The sequence below is a fragment of the Vibrio sp. S457-15 genome (assembly GCF_000960545.1).
Lineage (GTDB): Bacteria > Pseudomonadota > Gammaproteobacteria > Enterobacterales > Vibrionaceae > Vibrio > Vibrio parahaemolyticus.
Map to the genome: position 1 here is coordinate 49,954 of NZ_JYOQ01000129.1, position 17,391 is coordinate 67,344.

At 45.1% G+C, this 17,391-nt stretch carries 14 protein-coding genes and 4 tRNA genes; 10 read left to right on the forward strand and 8 right to left on the reverse strand.

Annotated elements, in window-relative coordinates; translation table 11 throughout:
- Positions 1–108: 108 nt before the first annotated feature.
- The 3 genes from UF05_RS13930 to UF05_RS13940 all read right to left on the reverse strand — a co-directional run bounded on the left by UF05_RS13930 (position 109) and on the right by UF05_RS13940 (position 2,038).
- Positions 109–417: a c-type cytochrome gene (locus UF05_RS13930; protein WP_029817315.1), complete on the reverse strand. Its 309-nt coding sequence runs from the start codon at positions 415–417 to the stop codon at positions 109–111.
- A 77-nt stretch (positions 418–494) separates the two neighbouring features.
- Positions 495–1,499: a low-specificity L-threonine aldolase gene (gene ltaE, locus UF05_RS13935; protein ID WP_045545381.1), complete on the reverse strand. Its 1,005-nt coding sequence runs from the start codon at positions 1,497–1,499 to the stop codon at positions 495–497.
- 23 nt (positions 1,500–1,522) lie between these two features.
- A complete protein-coding gene (locus UF05_RS13940) occupies positions 1,523–2,038 on the reverse strand; it encodes an NUDIX hydrolase (protein ID WP_021821731.1) in 516 nt (171 codons plus the stop codon).
- A 269-nt stretch (positions 2,039–2,307) separates the two neighbouring features.
- On the opposite strand from UF05_RS13940, the gene UF05_RS13945 reads away from it, so the two are divergent.
- The 6 genes from UF05_RS13945 to dld all read left to right on the forward strand — a co-directional run bounded on the left by UF05_RS13945 (position 2,308) and on the right by dld (position 9,024).
- Positions 2,308–3,969 carry an ATPase RavA domain-containing protein gene (locus UF05_RS13945; protein WP_045545382.1) on the forward strand — a complete coding sequence of 554 codons (1,662 nt, stop codon included), beginning with the start codon at positions 2,308–2,310 and terminating at the stop codon, positions 3,967–3,969.
- 9 nt (positions 3,970–3,978) lie between these two features.
- Positions 3,979–5,433, forward strand: coding sequence for an ATPase RavA stimulator ViaA (gene viaA, locus UF05_RS13950; RefSeq protein ID WP_005463855.1), 1,455 nt, complete (start codon positions 3,979–3,981; stop codon positions 5,431–5,433).
- A 222-nt stretch (positions 5,434–5,655) separates the two neighbouring features.
- Positions 5,656–5,729: transfer RNA gene (locus tag UF05_RS13955), tRNA-Cys, on the forward strand.
- Positions 5,730–5,732: 3 nt separating this feature from the next.
- Positions 5,733–5,808: transfer RNA gene (locus tag UF05_RS13960), tRNA-Gly, on the forward strand.
- Between the two features lie 221 nt (positions 5,809–6,029).
- Positions 6,030–6,932: a LysR family transcriptional regulator gene (locus UF05_RS13965; protein ID WP_023585096.1), complete on the forward strand. Its 903-nt coding sequence runs from the start codon at positions 6,030–6,032 to the stop codon at positions 6,930–6,932.
- Between the two features lie 385 nt (positions 6,933–7,317).
- Positions 7,318–9,024: a D-lactate dehydrogenase gene (gene dld / locus UF05_RS13970; protein WP_045545383.1), complete on the forward strand. Its 1,707-nt coding sequence runs from the start codon at positions 7,318–7,320 to the stop codon at positions 9,022–9,024.
- Between the two features lie 169 nt (positions 9,025–9,193).
- On the opposite strand, the gene UF05_RS13975 is transcribed toward dld, so the two are convergent.
- The 4 genes from UF05_RS13975 to UF05_RS13990 all read right to left on the reverse strand — a co-directional run bounded on the left by UF05_RS13975 (position 9,194) and on the right by UF05_RS13990 (position 13,443).
- Positions 9,194–9,502 carry an AzlD family protein gene (locus UF05_RS13975; protein ID WP_005460963.1) on the reverse strand — a complete coding sequence of 103 codons (309 nt, stop codon included), beginning with the start codon at positions 9,500–9,502 and terminating at the stop codon, positions 9,194–9,196.
- Positions 9,499–10,230 (reverse strand): AzlC family ABC transporter permease, encoded by a 732-nt coding sequence (locus tag UF05_RS13980; protein WP_005480275.1) that lies wholly within the window; start codon positions 10,228–10,230, stop codon positions 9,499–9,501. The genes UF05_RS13975 and UF05_RS13980 overlap by 4 nt, the downstream gene beginning before the upstream one ends.
- Positions 10,231–10,470: 240 nt before the next feature.
- Positions 10,471–11,700 carry an alanine racemase gene (gene alr, locus UF05_RS13985; RefSeq protein ID WP_045545384.1) on the reverse strand — a complete coding sequence of 410 codons (1,230 nt, stop codon included), beginning with the start codon at positions 11,698–11,700 and terminating at the stop codon, positions 10,471–10,473.
- Positions 11,701–11,811: 111 nt separating this feature from the next.
- Positions 11,812–13,443 carry a methyl-accepting chemotaxis protein gene (locus tag UF05_RS13990; protein WP_021452312.1) on the reverse strand — a complete coding sequence of 544 codons (1,632 nt, stop codon included), beginning with the start codon at positions 13,441–13,443 and terminating at the stop codon, positions 11,812–11,814.
- Positions 13,444–13,978: 535 nt separating this feature from the next.
- Between UF05_RS13990 and UF05_RS13995 the strand changes: the two genes are divergently transcribed.
- From UF05_RS13995 to UF05_RS14010, 4 genes are all read left to right on the forward strand, one after another.
- Positions 13,979–14,065, forward strand: a tRNA-Leu gene (locus UF05_RS13995).
- A 73-nt stretch (positions 14,066–14,138) separates the two neighbouring features.
- Positions 14,139–14,212, forward strand: a tRNA-Cys gene (locus UF05_RS14000).
- Between the two features lie 329 nt (positions 14,213–14,541).
- On the forward strand, positions 14,542–16,065 hold the full coding sequence (gene amyS / locus UF05_RS14005; RefSeq protein ID WP_045545385.1) for an alpha-amylase: 1,524 nt from the start codon (positions 14,542–14,544) through the stop codon (positions 16,063–16,065).
- Positions 16,066–16,195: 130 nt separating this feature from the next.
- Entirely contained in the window at positions 16,196–16,450 is a 255-nt protein-coding gene (locus UF05_RS14010) for a hypothetical protein (RefSeq protein ID WP_005460888.1), read from the forward strand.
- A 62-nt stretch (positions 16,451–16,512) separates the two neighbouring features.
- Here the strand turns inward: UF05_RS14010 and UF05_RS14015 are convergent, their stop codons facing one another.
- On the reverse strand, positions 16,513–17,301 hold the full coding sequence (locus UF05_RS14015; RefSeq protein ID WP_020842190.1) for a lipase family protein: 789 nt from the start codon (positions 17,299–17,301) through the stop codon (positions 16,513–16,515).
- Between the last annotated feature and the right edge of the window lie 90 nt (positions 17,302–17,391).

The window sequence follows — 17,391 nt, forward strand, 5'->3', positions numbered from 1 at the left end:
GTTCATTTGTTGGTGGAATGTGTTGTTGGTTTTATATTCAGGAAAATAAATAGGCTCGCACTGCTGACGAGCCTTTTCTCACTCATTAATACAAACCGTTTAGTCGCCTTATTGCTCGGCAAAAAATGCAGCAACATCGCGGAGATCTTCATCGTTCAGCATACGTAATTGCGCTTTCATCATCTCTGCCAGTGGCCCGGTTCGCAAACCATCCTGATAGGCTTTCATCGAGTCATACAAGTATTTAGGACTTTGACCTGCAAGGTTCGGATAGGCGTCATTACTGCTTAGTCCATTTGTGCCGTGGCAATATACGCAGCTTGGGGCTTTAACTTTGCCTTTCTCAGCATCGCCAAAAGGATTGGCATAAACGGTGGAAGTAAAAATGAGAGACGTTAAAAGGAGGGTTCTTAGCATTATGGATTCTCGATTTAGCGATAATTGACCGTAGAATAAAGCTTCCCCCAAGGGGAAGCTCAATGATCAAAATCAATCTAAAGCAGAGATTTAAGGCTCGATAGGAAGGTTTGAATATCTTCAGCAGAGATGTCTTTGTGTGTGACAAAGCGAATTGGGTTTCCTGGGCTGATGATGATGTTTTGTTGCTTGAGTTGTTCCGCGATGCTTTGGATATCGACTTTAGCACCCAACTTAGCAAACACAATGTTGGTTTGAACGAAGTCAGGATTTACCGAGAAACCCGGTAGTTCAGCTAAACCTTCCGCCAATGCTTTTGCATTGATGTGATCTTGCTTTAACTGCGCGACTTGTTCCGTGATCGCCAGTTTACCTGCTGCCGCTAGAATGCCGGCCTGACGCATTCCGCCACCGACCATCTTTCTTAAACGGCGAGCTTTCACGATGTATTCCTTGCTGCCAAGCAGCAGTGAACCAACGGGTGCCGCAAGACCTTTAGATAAACAAATCGTCATGGAATCAAAGTACTGACCAATCTCCTTGACGGGAACATCGAGCGCAACGGCTGCGTTAAACACACGAGCACCGTCGAGATGCAGTTTCAGATTGTGTTTATTAACGAATTCACGAGCTTCCGCTAAGTAAGACAGTGGGATCACTTTACCGTTGATGGTGTTTTCTAAACTTAGCAGACGAGTACGAGCAAAGTGCGCGTCATCAGGTTTAATTGCCGCCTCTAATTTGTCAAATGGCAACGTGCCATCTGGATTGTTTTCTATTGGTTGAGGCTGGATAGAACCCAGTACCGCTGCGCCACCTGCTTCATATTTGTAATTGTGCGCTTGCTGGCCGCATAAATATTCATCGCCACGCTCACAATGTGCCATTAACCCTAAAAGGTTTGCTTGCGTGCCAGAAGTGGTAAACAACGCTGCCTCAAACCCTGCTAATTCAGCCGCGAATTGCTCTAGCTCGTTTACGGTAGGATCGTCACCATAAACATCATCGCCAACAGGGGCGCTGAACATTGCTTCGCGCATAGCTTGGGTGGGTTGAGTCACTGTGTCTGAACGAAAATCCATGAATATCTCCTTGGTCCAAATTCCTAAATGTATCCGCAAAGGCGAGCTTTGCTTAAGCAAGCGATGGTTTTGGCATCGGTAATGGTGCCATCAATAATTTTTTCTTCGAGCTGTTCCCGTGACAATGTCACGACTTCAATCACTTCATCGTCGTCACACTCGTAGCGATTGGTTTTGGCTAAGTGTTCGGCGACAAACAAATACTGAATTTCATCACAAAACCCAGCAAGCGGCGTCACTTGACCGAGTGGGGTAAATTTTTCTGCGCTGAAGCCGGTTTCTTCTTCCAACTCACGTTGCGCGCAGCAGAGCGGGTCTTCGTCGCCTTCGCGAGTCCCTGCTGGTAACTCCAGAAGCCATTTATTGAGAGAAGGTCGAAACTGATTCACTAAGACTATATCGCCATTGGCGGCGATTGGCAGTATTACAGCAGCGCCTGGATGGTGAATGGTGGTGTGTGAAATGACTTGACCAGTAGGAAGCTGAACGTCTTCTTCAACCAAAGAAATTTGCTTCCATTTATGAATTGTTTTGCTCATGCAGTTGTAAACCCTAGCAATGACCGCAATTTGACGTTTTTGAACATTAACTACAAACGGTGGGAAACAAAAGCAAAAATTGTTGCAAGGCCACGAAAGCGTTTGCACTTTCAGTGAGCTATATCTCATAAATGGAAACTTTGATTGCTCAGCAAAGAGAGAGATAAGCATCTGTTATAAGGGTGATTCGAACAAATTACACTTGTAACAAAGTGATAACAAATGTATAAAAATAAATACACAGCATCAGTTCAGCAGCCGGAGTACGTATGATCCAACCTTCTTTTGCATCCAATGCCGAAAAAGCACTACTTTCCGAGCGTATTAACAAGCTTGCAAAAGCGTTAACTGATGGCGTTTATGAACGCGAACACACCATCAAACTCTGTCTCCTTGCCGCTTTGGCTGGGGAGAGCGTCTTTCTTTTAGGTCCTCCAGGTATTGCAAAGAGTCTTATTGCAAAGCGTCTTATCCAAGCTTTTGATAACAGCAGTTACTTTGAATACTTGATGACTCGATTCTCGACACCAGAAGAAGTGTTTGGGCCTTTGAGTATTCAAGAGTTGAAGGACAACGGCCGTTATGTCCGACTCACCAAAGGTTACCTACCTACAGCGCAAGTCGTTTTCCTTGATGAGATTTGGAAAGCGGGCCCTGCGATTCTGAACACTCTGTTGACCGTCGTGAACGAAAAAACATTCAAAAATGGCAGTGACATTGAACGTGTTCCAATGCGTTTGTTGGTTTCTGCTTCCAACGAATTACCAGATGAAGACAGCGGCCTAGACGCACTGTACGACCGAATGCTCGTACGTGTGTTCGTAAACCGAATTCAGAATAAGCAAAACTTCAAATCCATGCTGACCGTTGGCACATCGCAAGAAGCGCAAATTCCGGAAGGTTTGGCGATTACCGATGAAGAGTATCACCAGTGGCAGCAACAACTCGACAAACTGACACTCACCGACAATGCATTTGAAAAGCTGTTCCAGCTAAAAACGATGTTGGAAACCAAAGTGGAAGCGCAATTTGGCGACGCAGCACATACCGACATGTACGTGTCTGACCGTCGCTGGAAAAAGGCGGTGAAGTTACTGAAAGCGAGCGCTTTCTTTAATGGTCGTGATGAAATTAATCCTCTTGATCTGTTGTTATTGCAAGACTGTCTCTGGAATAGCCCTGAATCGCGTGATGTCGTGCGTGAAGTGGTACAAGAATTCGCGCTCAAGCACGCATTTGACCAACAAGACGCAGAGCAGGAAATCGAGTACTGCCGCGAGTCTTTGATTGATGTTCAGCATGAGCTAGAAGATACCTACCGTATGACGCTGACCTCTGAAGCAGCAACGGGTATTTTGCGCAAAGAAACCATGCGTTTCGATACTTCGAAGGCGAAAACCTACAAAGTGGGTGCGGCCGTTAACCTAGTGAAGTTAGTTATCTTGCAAAGCAACATGTCGGTATCGGAATCGGAAAAAGGCGATAGCCGCTGGGTTTATGTACCGAAAGATGAGCTGGACCGTGTGATCAAAGATGGCCAAGGTGATGTGTACGGTTACGTAAACCAAAACACCAATATGTGTCGTCTGCGTTTTGATGTGGATGCGGCGAACAACTTGGTGATCCGCGATATTGCTAACCGCGGTATTTTGGTGAGCTTGGGAACGCAACAAGGTTTGGACATTGAGCTGTACCAAAAATGGTTGTCGCAAAGCGAAAAAGCCGTAAACCAACTGAGTGAAGCAGAGCACCACATGCGTAAAGTCAAAGCGAACTTTCATGATGCACTGCCACACAGTTTTGTGGATCCTGAATTACCACGTCTTATGGAGTCGAGTCTGCAACAGGTGAGCCAACGACTTGAGTCTATCCAAGGTGAAAGCGAGAAGATCATTCAACGCTTTAAAAACTTACATCAGTTTTTCTCTTAAGGAGACGACATGTTAGGTGCAGACGGACTCAACTTGGCGCTGATGGTGGCGGATTCAGGCATCATCGACAGTGCTGTAAATGATTTGATGGCTCGCTCTCAAGTCATGATGATGGCAGAAAACCGAGGTGTAAAATCGTCGGTGAAAAACCATTTGTTAAAATGGCGCGGCAACGTAAAGAAACGCATCACCAAAGTATGTGAGACGGAGCGTTTCCAACAAGAGCTCGCTTTATATCAAGAAGTGATTCACTGGGATGAAGACGAGTTTTTTGAGCGCATAGAGGATGTGATCAAAAAGCTTGAGTGGCACTCCGCGTTTTATATGCAAGCACGCCGCATGATGGAGAAAAACAAAGGGGTTAATAACCCTATGTTCCCGCATTACTTCTGTGACCAATGGTATCAAAGCCTTGCTGATGCAATTAAACAGGCGCAAGTAAGTGAGTTAGAAGCCAACAAAGAGAAAGTTCTTAACGATCTGTATCAACGTATGGAAACCATGCGCAATATGGATAAAGTGACGGAATCTGGCGACGCTGAAAGCGTAGGGCGCTTGTGGGATATGGCTTCGGCGAAACTCAGCAAAACCGATTTAACGGTGATGAAGCGTCATGCGGAGTTTTTGAAAAAGCACAAAGGCTTGCAAGAAATCGCAGAACAGCTTGGCCGTATGGCTGGGCAAGTGAATGATCCTGACTTAAACCGTGCACCAGCGGAAGAGCTGCAAATGGTTGAAGAAAAAAGCGACGAAGCGACTGATGATATCGTCGGTATCCATGAAAGTGACGATCTCAACAAGCTGCTGCCAAACGAGACCATGTTTTTGGCTTACCCTGAGCTAGAAGTTGTGTTCTACAAGCATCTGGTCGACAAGCGTTTAATGAACTATCGCACGCAAGGTAAATCTCGCACTTTACGTAAAGTCAAAGCACATCGTCCAGACAACAAAGCTGTGGATATCGAAAAAGGGCCGTTCATCGTCTGTGTGGATGCCTCTGGCTCGATGAGTGGTTTCCCTGAGCAGTGCGCAAAAGCGATGGCGTATGCGTTAATGCAGATTGCACTGGCCGAACAGCGCGATTGTTACGTGATCATTTTCTCTACTGAACACATTACTTACGAGCTCACCAAACAAGATGGTTTGCGTGAGGCGGCGGATTTCTTAACGTACAGTTTCCATGGTGGTACAGATTTGGAGCCAACGCTTATCAAATCCATCGATTTGATGAGTGGAGATAAATACAAAAACGCCGACATGGTGGTTATTTCTGATTTTATTGCGCCAAAACAGCAAGATGAGCTGTTGGCAAAAGTGGATGCGCTTAAAGCGAAGAAAAACCGTTTCCATGCGATCAGTTTATCTAAGTACGGAAACCCTGCGTTAATGTCGATGTTTGATCATACTTGGTCTTACCATCCAAACGTTGTGGGACGTTTACTCAAGCGCGTAAGTAACGGTTAATCAAATAAAGCGGCGAATTCGCCGCTTTATTTTTAGTTCGTTTATCGGATGAAAGTGTTTGGGGCAGAATCAATAAATACGCAATTGGATCGAATTTTCATCTGATTGATTTAAAAAAAAGCAAACAAACAGAAAATGAAAGATTTTTGTTTGACTATCTTTTCTGAATCCGTAAAGTAGCAACCAACGCAACGGGGGAGACCTCTTAAAGCGTTAAAGAAAGGCGCGTTGGCAGAGTGGCTATGCAGCGGATTGCAAATCCGTGGACCTCGGTTCGACTCCGGGACGCGCCTCCATTTGCGACACTAGCTCAGTTGGTAGAGCGCAACCTTGCCAAGGTTGAGGTCACGAGTTCGAACCTCGTGTGTCGCTCCAAATTATTCAGATATGGCAATTGCGGTATCTCGATGCTTAAAGCATCAAATTAAAACCAGCGAAAGCTGGTTTTTTTGTATCTGAATATCCGAAAACAGATCCTATTCTTATTTCTCTCTCGTGATTTGTAGGTATCACCATTGGTAACTGTGACCCTACATTTAGCGCCTCGGCTGATATCGGTTTACAATATCGGCCTCTAAAGGATTTGACGAAGACGCATGAGAAACACCGACGATTACATCATTTTTTACCATTTGGTCGAACAAGGCTCCTTCAGCAGTGCGGCAAGGCACATGGAGCTCACTAAATCGGTGGTTAGTAAACGTATTGCGAAGTTGGAGCAAGAATTAGGTGTTCAGCTTCTTTATCGCACGACGAGAACGCTGACGTTGACAGAGGCGGGGCAATCCTTCTTTGTGCACGCTAAAGCGGTTTATCAAGCTGTTGCTACAGCCGAAGAATCGATCGTTGGATTGGGGAAGAACCTGTCTGGCAACATTAAGATCACGGTACCTACCATTTCTGGTGAGTTGATTCTTCCGGGTGTGATTTCGGAGTTCAATGACAAGTATCCTGACATCAATATCGATATGGAACTTGATAATCGATTTGTCGATATCGTCAATGAGCGTTTCGATCTGGCCATTCGTACTGGCATGTTGCCAGATTCTAGCCTTATTGCCAGAAAGCTGGTGGATGCAAACTGGGTGGTGTGTGCGTCTCCCAAATATCTTGCCAAGCATGGGATTCCAAAGCAGCCGATCGAACTGACTAAGCATAACTGTTTAGTATATTCCTATCAGGAGACTGGCGCGCGTGAGTGGGCGTTTAAAGCCGGCGATAAGATGTACCAAGTTACCGTTGATGGCAACTTATGCACCAACAACTCTTCCGCATTGCGAAATGTCGCGCTGCTAGGGCAAGGTGTTATCTATGTGCCTCGCGTACTGGTGTATGAAGATTTAAAGCAGGGCAGCTTGATCCAGTTGTTCAAAGAAGAAACGGCGAAATGCTTGGGTATCTACGCTGTCTACCCATACACAAGGCAGCAACCCGAGAAGATTAAGATCTTCATTGATCATCTATACAACAGCTTCCAAAGTCAAAATCATCGATTTTAAATCAAGTCTACAACGCCATTGGTTACTTTGGTGTTGTGGTTTTGTTTCCACTTTTTCTCATAAATAATTCATCCAATTTAGCCACTTACATGGTGTTACTCCCTCATCACTTACTTTGATAACAAGACGTTGTGCACACCTGTTAAAGAATGGTTTTGTTATTGTTTCTTTTTGGAAACGATCTGTTTCTTTCGTTCTAACGTCGGTTTGTGAACGCTAAGTTACAGAAAAACAACAGATTAATTACGCTATGTGAGTGCTGGTTAAGGTTTGTACGCTTGACCTTGATGGACGCAGGGAAATTGACTGCTTATAGTGAGCCAAACTCAAATCCACACCGTGTTCGGTTGGATGTGAATGATGCAAAATAACTAGAGATACGGATATGAAACAGAAGCAGCTGATAGAAGAATTTAAAACGATAGTCGGGGAAGAGAATGTCCTGACCGATCAGGTTAAAACCAAATACTACCGCTCAGGTTTTCGCTCAGGTAGTGGTACAGCGCTTGCCGTCGTGTTTCCTAACACTTTGTTAGAACAATGGAAGATCATTAAACAGTGTGTCGAGGCGAATTGCATCATCATCATGCAGGCTGCGAAAACAGGTCTCACAGAAGGCTCTGCACCAAGTGGTAGCGACTATGACCGCGATGTCGTGGTGATCAACATTACCAAAATCAAAAAAATTCACCTGCTGGATGGTGGCAAACAGGCGGTGTGCTTACCCGGTGCAAGTCTACATTCACTAGAAAAAGAACTCAGAGCCGTTAACCGCGCGCCGCATTCTATTATTGGATCTTCATCGCTAGGAGCGACGGTTGTCGGTGGCATTGCCAATAACTCAGGCGGTGCGTTAGTGAAACGCGGCCCGGCGTATACTGAGCTTGCCATCTACGCGCAGGTCGATAAGCAGGGCAACCTCCATCTAGTAAATCACCTTGGTATTGATGGCTTGGGTGAGACGCCGGAAGAGATTCTTCACAATCTGCAAGAAGGTAATTTCGACCCAAGCAAGATCGTTCACGATGATCGCATGGCATCAGACAAAGAATATGATGAACGAGTTCGTGACGTAACATCTGACATCCCTTCTCGTTTTAATGCAGACGAGCGTCGCTTGTTTGAAGCGAGCGGTTGTGCGGGCAAATTGGGCGTGTTTGCAGTGCGTGTTGATAGCTACCCAGTGCCAAACAAAGAGCAAGTGTTTTACTTGGGCACGAACGACGCAAACAAGTTGACCAAATTGAGAAAAGATTTTCTGACTCAATTCGATAACCTGCCAGAAATGGGAGAGTATTTGCATCGTAATATTTTCAATATGGCAGAGAAATACGGCAAAGACGTGTTCTTGTCGATCGACTTATTGGGTACGGACAAACTGCCTAAGATGTTCGCATTGAAAGCAAAAGTAGAGAACTTTTTAGAGCGAGTGCCATTTGTCAGCAAATATTTGCCAGACACCATTTTGTACTACGCAAGCAAATTGTTCCCGCAGCATTTGCCTGAGCGAATGTTAGAATTCCGCGATAAATACGAGCATCACTTGGTGCTAAAAATGAGTGATGGCGGAATTGAAGAGGCACAAAAATACCTGAAAGAAGTATGGGCTGTTGAAGATGATTGCGATTTCTTCGAATGTACGCCAGATGAAGGTAAAAAAGCTTACTTACATCGTTTTGCGGCGGCTGGGGCTGCGATTCGCTACGAAACGATTCATCGCAACGAGGTTGAAGACATTGTTGCGCTCGATATCGCATTGCGCAGAAATGATGAAGAATGGTTGGAAACTTTGCCTGAAGAGGTGAGCAAAAATCTGGTTCAGTCGCTCTATTACGGGCACTTCATGTGTTACGTCTTCCATCAGGATTACATCTTCAAAAAAGGTACAGATACCAAATTGATGAAGAAGCTGATGTTAGAGCACCTCAATAGTCGTGGTGCGAAATACCCAGCTGAACACAATGTGGGTCATTTGTACGAAGCAGAAAACTCATTACAGAAGTTCTACCACGAGCTTGATCCAACCAATACCTTTAACCCGGGCATCGGTAAAATGGACAAATATAAGCGCAACTGCAACTGCTGTGCTTAAGACCTTGTTTTGAAAATTAGAGTATTAGGCTTATATATCTGAGATTCATCAAACATTAAGAAAAGCCCTGCTGATGCTATTAGAGTCAGCAGGGCTTTGTTGTTTATGAATACGTGATTTTGATGAATATGGCTCTTTCAGAGCCTTTGAGGCGATTGAAAACCCAGTTTTAGAAAGCGCGCACTGCGGCGGCAGCGATAATGCCAGCAGCAATAGCAGGAAGCGGTTTTTTAACGATAAACATCACCACAGCGGTTGAAAATAGCGCGGCTCTCGCACCGTTGTCACCTTCGACGGCGAGAGGCGCTAAGAGGGCAATCAGTACAGACCCTGACATAGCGGTGATAAAACGTTGCACGCGTTCGCTAATCGGAATGAATGACATCACATAAACGCCGCCCCAGCGAGTTGCCAGAGTTACCAATCCCATTGCGATAATGATAAACAGCGTGCCGCCTAAGCTTGTTTCAATGTTCATGCTTTTTTCTCCTTCCAACAAGCTCCTAAAATACCGCCAGCGATTGCGCCGACAACGACATGGCTGTTTTCTGGCAAATACCAGTAAGCCATTAGTGATGAAGCTGCTGCCATGCCCCAAATCGCGAAGATACGCAGATTTTTAGGGCCGCCTGCAACCATAGAAAGTAAAAAGCAACCCATGACCATATCAAGGCCAAGACTGACTGGATCTTTGATGGCGCCACCAAAGTAGATCCCCATCCATGTGCCGACAATCCAAAAGCCCCAAAGCGCAAGCCCTCCGCCGACCAACAAACCAAACCCAGGCTCTTTCTTGCCAAATGCGTTCATCGCCATTGCCCAGTTCGCATCGGAGGCAAGTAACATAATGCCATAGCGCTTATGTGGCGGTAGCTGTCTCAGCCAAGGGTAGAGCGTCGCACCCATCAGAAGGTGTCGAGCATTGATGGCAAACACAGTAATCAAAACCGGTACAAGTGGTACTTCAGCTCCCCACATTTCTAATGTGGCAAACTGAGACGCACCAGCAAAGACAAGCGTACTCATTAAAAGAGTCGGAAAGGCGTCTAAACCGGTTTGCACCGCAGCAACCCCAAAGGCGAGACCAAAGACCACCACAAAAAAGGAAAGCGGTAAAAGCTGAGTAAATCCACCCCAGACGTCAGCCCGAGTGAACTCATGTAGCTCCCCAGAAGATCGAGGAAAAGAGGATGTATTTTCTGTCATAAATGTACCTAGCCGGCAGCAAAGTCGGGAGAAGCCCCAAATGGGTATTGTTGTGATTTTGTAAACTGCATGTTTAACATCAATTGGATGGGCTTTCAAACACAACCAGAATGTGGTTTTCGTCGCAGACAACAAGATGACATTAACGTTCTCGGTATTTCAGGTTTTATTGAGCGAAAAAAGAAAGCGAGCACGAAGCTCGCTTTGAGTTAGGAAGTGTTTAAAAAGGAAGTCGTAAGACTACTTCACATACACACGAGGGTTTGATGTGCCCCAAATGGTGTAAAGTTCTGGAAAGATCACGTCGGCGTTCTTCTCGATTTCTGCGGCATTGATGGTTTGAGATTTTTGGTTGCCGAACAGAACGACCTCAGAACCCGGCTTCACGCCTTTGATATCGGAAACGTCGATCATTGTTGTATTCATTGACGTTACGCCAACCACTTTTGCACGTTGACCATTAATCAGCACGTCTGCCGTATTGCCCATTTTTCTTGGGTAACCGTCAGAGTAACCGACAGGAAGGTTCGCCATTACGCTTTCTTTAGTGGTTGTAAAGCTGCTGTCGTAACCCACAGTGCTGTTTTTCGGTAGGTGGTGCAGTGATGCTACGCGTGTTTTGAAAGACACGATAGAAGGGTATTCAAGGTTAGTTGGTAGATCACCGTAAAGCACACCACCAGGACGAACCATATCAAGTTGAGCTTCAGGTACGTTAAGCGCTGTGTACGAGTTCGCTACGTGCAGAAGAATGTCTTCACGTTTTAGATCCGCTTCTTCAATTAGCCATGCCGAGCTTTCTTTGAATGAGCCAAGTTTCGCGCGTACTTCTTCTGCGTTGTAATTCGGGAAGTGCGTCATGATACCGACAATCTCAACGCCAGATTGCTTAGCAATCGCAAGGGCTTCTTTTTTGCCGTTTTCTGTCGTCATGTCAATGCCGTTACGACCCATACCGCCGTCATTAAGCGCAAGGTGAACTTTGACTGTCTTGTTTGCTTTTTTAGAGAGTGCAGCGATCGCCTTTGCTTGATCAAGCGTGCCGATTAGCTCTTCAACATTAAGATCAAGTGCACCTTCAATTTCGCCAATCTCTGCTGAGCGAACACGCATTAATTGACCTTTAAAGCCGCTGTCGCGCACGACTTGTGCTTCTGCATTACTTGCGATCGCTACGCAAGGAATTTGCTGTTCTATGATAGTTGGCATTAAGCCTGCGATACCGTTGCCATAGGCGTCAGCCTTCATCACCGCACAGATTTTAGTCTGGTCACTCATGTGTGACTTAAACTGTTCGATGTTTTGCTTAAACTGACCTAAATCGATTTCTAGCCAAGTGTTGGATGATTGAATTTGACTCTCTTGGTCTAACGTCGTTTGAAGCTGGAGTGGAGCTGCGATTGAATGCATAGCAGGGGCGAACGTTGCTGCAGCAATGGCAATAGAAAGAAGAGTTTTCTTAAGGCGCATAAAACCTCCATACGCGTTTTTTATTGTTAAAGGAAAGCGTACGAGGGAATGTACGCCAGAAAAACAAAACGCCCCAAACTGCGGAGCTTGGAGCGTTTTTGTCGAGTCGTTTTAGTTTAGCTTAAAGCGGCTCATTACATCTTGAAGAGATACGGATAGCTGGCTCAGTTCGCGGCAAGCTTGTGCAGTTTGCTCTGAACCTTGCGCGACCTCTTGAGACGCAAGATGGATGTTTTCGATGCTACGGCTTAGTTCCTCAGCAACTGAGTCTTGCTGGTTACATGCTGTTGCGATTTGACTGCCCATGTCTGAGATATCAGAAATCGCATGTTCGATGTCATTCATCAGTTGTTTTGACTGAATGCCTTGGTCAGCGCACTCGGCAATGCTTGTGCGAGAAAGCTCAGTCGCTGATTTCGCGTCTTTCGCTAGTGATTGTAGCTGCTCGATGATCGCTGTGATTTCACTTGTTGAATCTTGAGTACGGCCAGCAAGAGTACGAACTTCGTCCGCTACAACTGCAAAGCCACGGCCCGATTCACCAGCGCGCGCTGCTTCAATAGCGGCGTTAAGCGCAAGCAAGTTTGTTTGATCCGCGATATCACGGATAACATCAACCACAACGTTGATTTGGTTCGATTGCTGTTCAAGCTCTGAAACTGTATCACCAGCAGCGCCGATAACATTTGCTACTTCACCAATCGCATCAACCATGCTTTGTGTTTCACGCACACCAAGTTGTGTACGGTGGTTTGCATCGTTTGCTTGGCTCGCTGACTCTTCCGTGTTGCGTGCAACGTCGGCTACCGCAGCTTTCATTTCCGTCATTGCTGTTGCAACGTGCGTGATTTGTAGCTGTTGGTCTTTCATGCCAGAAGCAGAAAGCTCAGAGATTTGGTTCATCTCTTCTACTGCACTGCTCAATTGCGTTACAGCGGCAATAACGTTGTCGATAACTTGGCGTAGGTCGTTTTGCATCTTAGTCGTTGCATCTGCCAACTCGCCCAGTTCATCGTTACCAATCAATTTACGATCGATGTCTTTAGAAAGGTCACCTTTCGCAATCGAGTTTGCTTGTTCCACAACAAGTTGTAGTGGGCCACAAATCAAACGCGTTAGAACAAGCGTCATAACAATCATGATCACTAAAATGGTCACGTTGCTCGCGATGGATGAGTTGCTCAAACCGTTCACTGAAGAAAGGATGTGATTTTTGTTGCTGTCCATTGCGACTTTCAACAAGCGGATTAGCTCGTTTAGATCAGAATCGACGGCTTCGAAGTCGTTTAAAGAGTTAGATAGAACAGCGAGCGCTTCGGTTTTGTTGCCTGCTAACATCGACTCATTGTATTGGTCCATAGTAACCAAGTACTGTTTCCATTGACGCATTAGGCGTTGGAACGTTTGTTGTTCTTCACCTGGCCAAATGGTTGAGCCGTAAGCTTCAAGTTCTTTGCTGATCTTTTCGCGTTCACGGATGTTACTTGCGATTTTGTTTCTGATCTTATCTGCGTCCTTATAGGTGTAAGTAGCAAATTGAGAGCGACGCCAGTGAGAAAGATCATCTCGGATCGCATCCACTCTTTCCATTGCTGGAAGAGTGTCATCAGTATAGTTTAAAAGCTCAGATTTGATTTCTTTGAGCTCTTTAGACAAAAACACGCCAAATACAATATTAATAAGCGCAATCAGTAAAAAAGAGAGCGAAATTTTCTTCGCAATAGATAGGTTTCTGATAGACATTGGTGATATACCTTGTTTTTTTTATGCAGTGTTGTCAAAGTAAACCACGTCCTTATATGTGATATTGATCCATTAAATTACTGCAACACATTTAAAGTATCATTAATCGAAACGATTTTCGATAACGCATTGAGCTTTTCAAAAAAATAAATTATGTCAATGATTTTATAATGGTAAGACCAGGCGTTTTATGCATTTACGTGTAACAAATTGTTGAAAATGAAAGGATGCTTCCATTTTTACGGGGTGTTAACGATGTGCTTAATGCACAAAAGGTGAGGGAAGTACCGGAATGGTTGTGCATGGATATGATAAGAGCACGATGCGACGCTTGCTGAACTTATTGTTTTACTCATTTGGTGACGAAAATGTGTGCTGATTGATCGTCAATTAAACTTGTTAGCGTGCTTTTTAATCGTTTGAATCAAAAAGGTAAAATTTATTGTTGACCAGATAAATTAATCCGTTAAAGTACGCCTCGTTCTCACGGCACAGGCCGCTGAGAGATGGTGTTACCATCGCAAAGATTTGCGTTGCCCTGGTGGTGGAATTGGTAGACACAAGGGATTTAAAATCCCTCGGCGTTCGCGCTGTGCCGGTTCAAGTCCGGCCCGGGGCACCATCAAAACGATGTATGGATTTCAGATTCAGTTTTAAAGCATCGTTCTCATGACAATGAGAAAACAATCAGGTAAGGCGCGTTGGCAGAGTGGCTATGCAGCGGATTGCAAATCCGTGGACCTCGGTTCGACTCCGGGACGCGCCTCCATTATTTCGAAAGCCAGTCTCTTATGACTGGCTTTTTTCGTTTCTAGTGCTCGCAAATCGCTTCTTCTCTTCTCTTCGCTTTGTTTCATTTGTATCCGTATCACCAAACTCATTTGATCGTCATTCAATATTTTACACACGCTAATTATTGATTTTATAAATGTTAATCAACTCAATAATTGCATGGGTAGATTGGTGTTAATTTCTCTTCGATTGTAATCCGAACTTTCTGTCTTACAGACAATACGTTAGCAAGTTTTATGTGTTGCTATCGCCGCTGCCTAGTAGGTCAGAAAGCGGGTTTTAGTCCTTTAACGTGAGAGAAAAATAATGAAAACATTCAAATTAAAACGCACTTTTTTACCGCTAACCTTGCTGCTCAGTGCTCCTGCCTTTGCCGGGCAAAATGGCACCATGATGCAGTATTTTCATTGGTACGTACCTAATGATGGCGCATTATGGACGCAGGTTGAAAGCAATGCTCCAGCACTCGCTGAAAACGGTTTTACAGCGCTCTGGCTACCGCCAGCGTACAAAGGCGCGGGCGGCAGTAATGACGTCGGTTATGGCGTCTATGATATGTACGATTTAGGTGAGTTTGATCAAAAAGGCTCAGTACGAACCAAATACGGCACCAAGGCTCAGTACATCTCTGCAATCAATGCCGCGCACAACAACAATATCCAAATTTACGGCGACGTTGTGTTTAACCACCGAGGTGGCGCAGATGGGAAGTCGTGGGTCGATACAAAGCGCGTTGATTGGGACAATCGCAACATTGAACTGGGCGACAAATGGATTGAAGCTTGGGTTGAGTTTAATTTTCCTGGCCGCAACGACAAATACTCGAACTTCCATTGGACTTGGTATCACTTTGACGGTGTTGACTGGGATGACGCCGGCAAAGAAAAAGCGATCTTTAAATTCAAAGGCGAAGGGAAAGCATGGGATTGGGAAGTCAGCTCTGAAAAAGGCAATTACGATTACCTAATGTACGCCGATTTAGACATGGATCACCCAGAAGTTAAACAAGAGCTGAAAGACTGGGGTGAGTGGTACATCAACATGACCGGCGTTGATGGCTTTAGAATGGATGCCGTTAAGCACATTAAATATCAGTATCTACAAGAGTGGATTGATCATTTACGTTGGAAAACAGGCAAAGAGCTTTTCACCGTTGGTGAGTATTGGAATTACGACGTAAATCAACTGCATAACTTTATTACTAAGACCTCTGGCAGTATGTCGTTGTTCGATGCGCCGCTTCACATGAACTTCTACAACGCTTCAAAATCTGGCGGCAATTACGATATGCGCCAAATCATGAATGGCACGTTGATGAAGGACAACCCAGTCAAAGCTGTGACTCTCGTAGAAAACCACGATACACAGCCATTGCAGGCGTTAGAGTCGACAGTGGATTGGTGGTTCAAGCCTCTTGCTTACGCATTCATTTTATTGCGTGAAGAAGGTTATCCATCGGTGTTCTACGCAGATTACTACGGCGCGCAGTACAGCGACAAAGGCTACAACATCAATATGGCCAAAGTGCCTTACATTGAAGAACTTGTAACACTGCGTAAAGAGTATGCGTATGGCAAACAGAATTCTTATCTCGACCATTGGGATGTGATTGGCTGGACCCGAGAGGGCGATGCTGAACATCCAAACTCAATGGCGGTGATCATGAGTGATGGACCGGGCGGCACAAAATGGATGTATACCGGTAAGCCAAGCACGCGCTATATCGACAAGCTGGGTATCCGAACTGAAGAAGTTTGGACCGATGCCAATGGCTGGGCAGAATTTTCTGCCAATGGTGGTTCAGTCTCGGTTTGGGTGGGCGTTAAGTAACGTCGTCCTGTGATTTTGATACAGAACATGCAAATTTCAATGAAACATTACATTTAATCAAGGTGTTATTTGATATTCATGTAACAAATGCGTAACTTATATTTGAGCATTATCTAGAGGAATATAAAGAATGGAATCTATTGCTGATGTATTGGTTGTCGCCATTGTGTTTGGTGCCATTTTTGGAGGCGGGATCGTCAAGTTGATCTTAAATCATCGTAAAGAAGTTCGAGCGTTAGAGATTTCTGAGCGAAATACGATGAGCCAAGAAGAGCAAGAAAGCCTCAAAAAGCAAATTGGCGAGTTAAAACGACGCGTTGAAGTGCTAGAGAGAATCGTCACCGACAGCAAATATCAACTTGAGAAAGAAATTGCTTCGCTGTAATTCAAATCTTAGAAAAAGCCGGATCAGTCCGGCTTTTTTATGTCTATCGTTTGGCTTTTCAATCAACGTTCATCGAAAAAGTCTTTGTTTCGGATGTACTTACTCATTAAATGGTAAGAAAACGGACGAATCAGCCAACTAAACAGTGAACGCCCGAGGCGAATGAGTGTTGGCGTGTTCTCATAAATTCTGCCATTGTACAGCCACAGCATTTTTCCGACGTGCCAGTAAAGAAAAGGCACCGGAGGCATGAACGTCACAATATCGATATCACAACAAATTCGGTAGGTTTTGTGCGCCAGACGATAGCGGCGTTTGAACGTCCAGTCACCAATGGCGGGCTGCCCGAAAGTCACAACGCGCTTGATGCTTTTCGGATACTTCTTTTCTATGTAATCCGCAAACACGCTACCAATTGCACCACCAGAAGAGTGGCCTGTCACCGAAATGCGCTTGCCTTGCAGAATAAGCGGGACAACGGTTGCTTCTAGGCGTTCTATCACGCTCAAACCTAAGCGATCTTCGTTTCTACTAGGTAAACTTTCTTGGAACAATAGGTGATAAAACCCTGCGTGAATACGGTAGTTGAGACCTAATCGCCGGCAGCTTCGTGTCCACATTGCAAAGTTGAGCAACCAATCGGTAACGCTGTGAGAACCTTTAATAACGACCACGACTTCATCGCGGTTTTTGCTCCACAGTACGCGAATCATAATCTTGCCGTGTTCGTTTCGGATGACTCGCTGACCATTCGGATCGAAGCCATAACGTGTTTGTTTAAAGACTCTTGGATACGCGAGGTTGCACAGTACGGCGTAGCGTTCGTATTGGTATCGTTTTAGTGGTTTCACGTTGTCTTACTTAAAACTGTCCAACCTTATACTCTAGTGAGCGAGTGTGAAGAACACGTGAACATCCGCAGAATGTTTTACCGGTTCAGT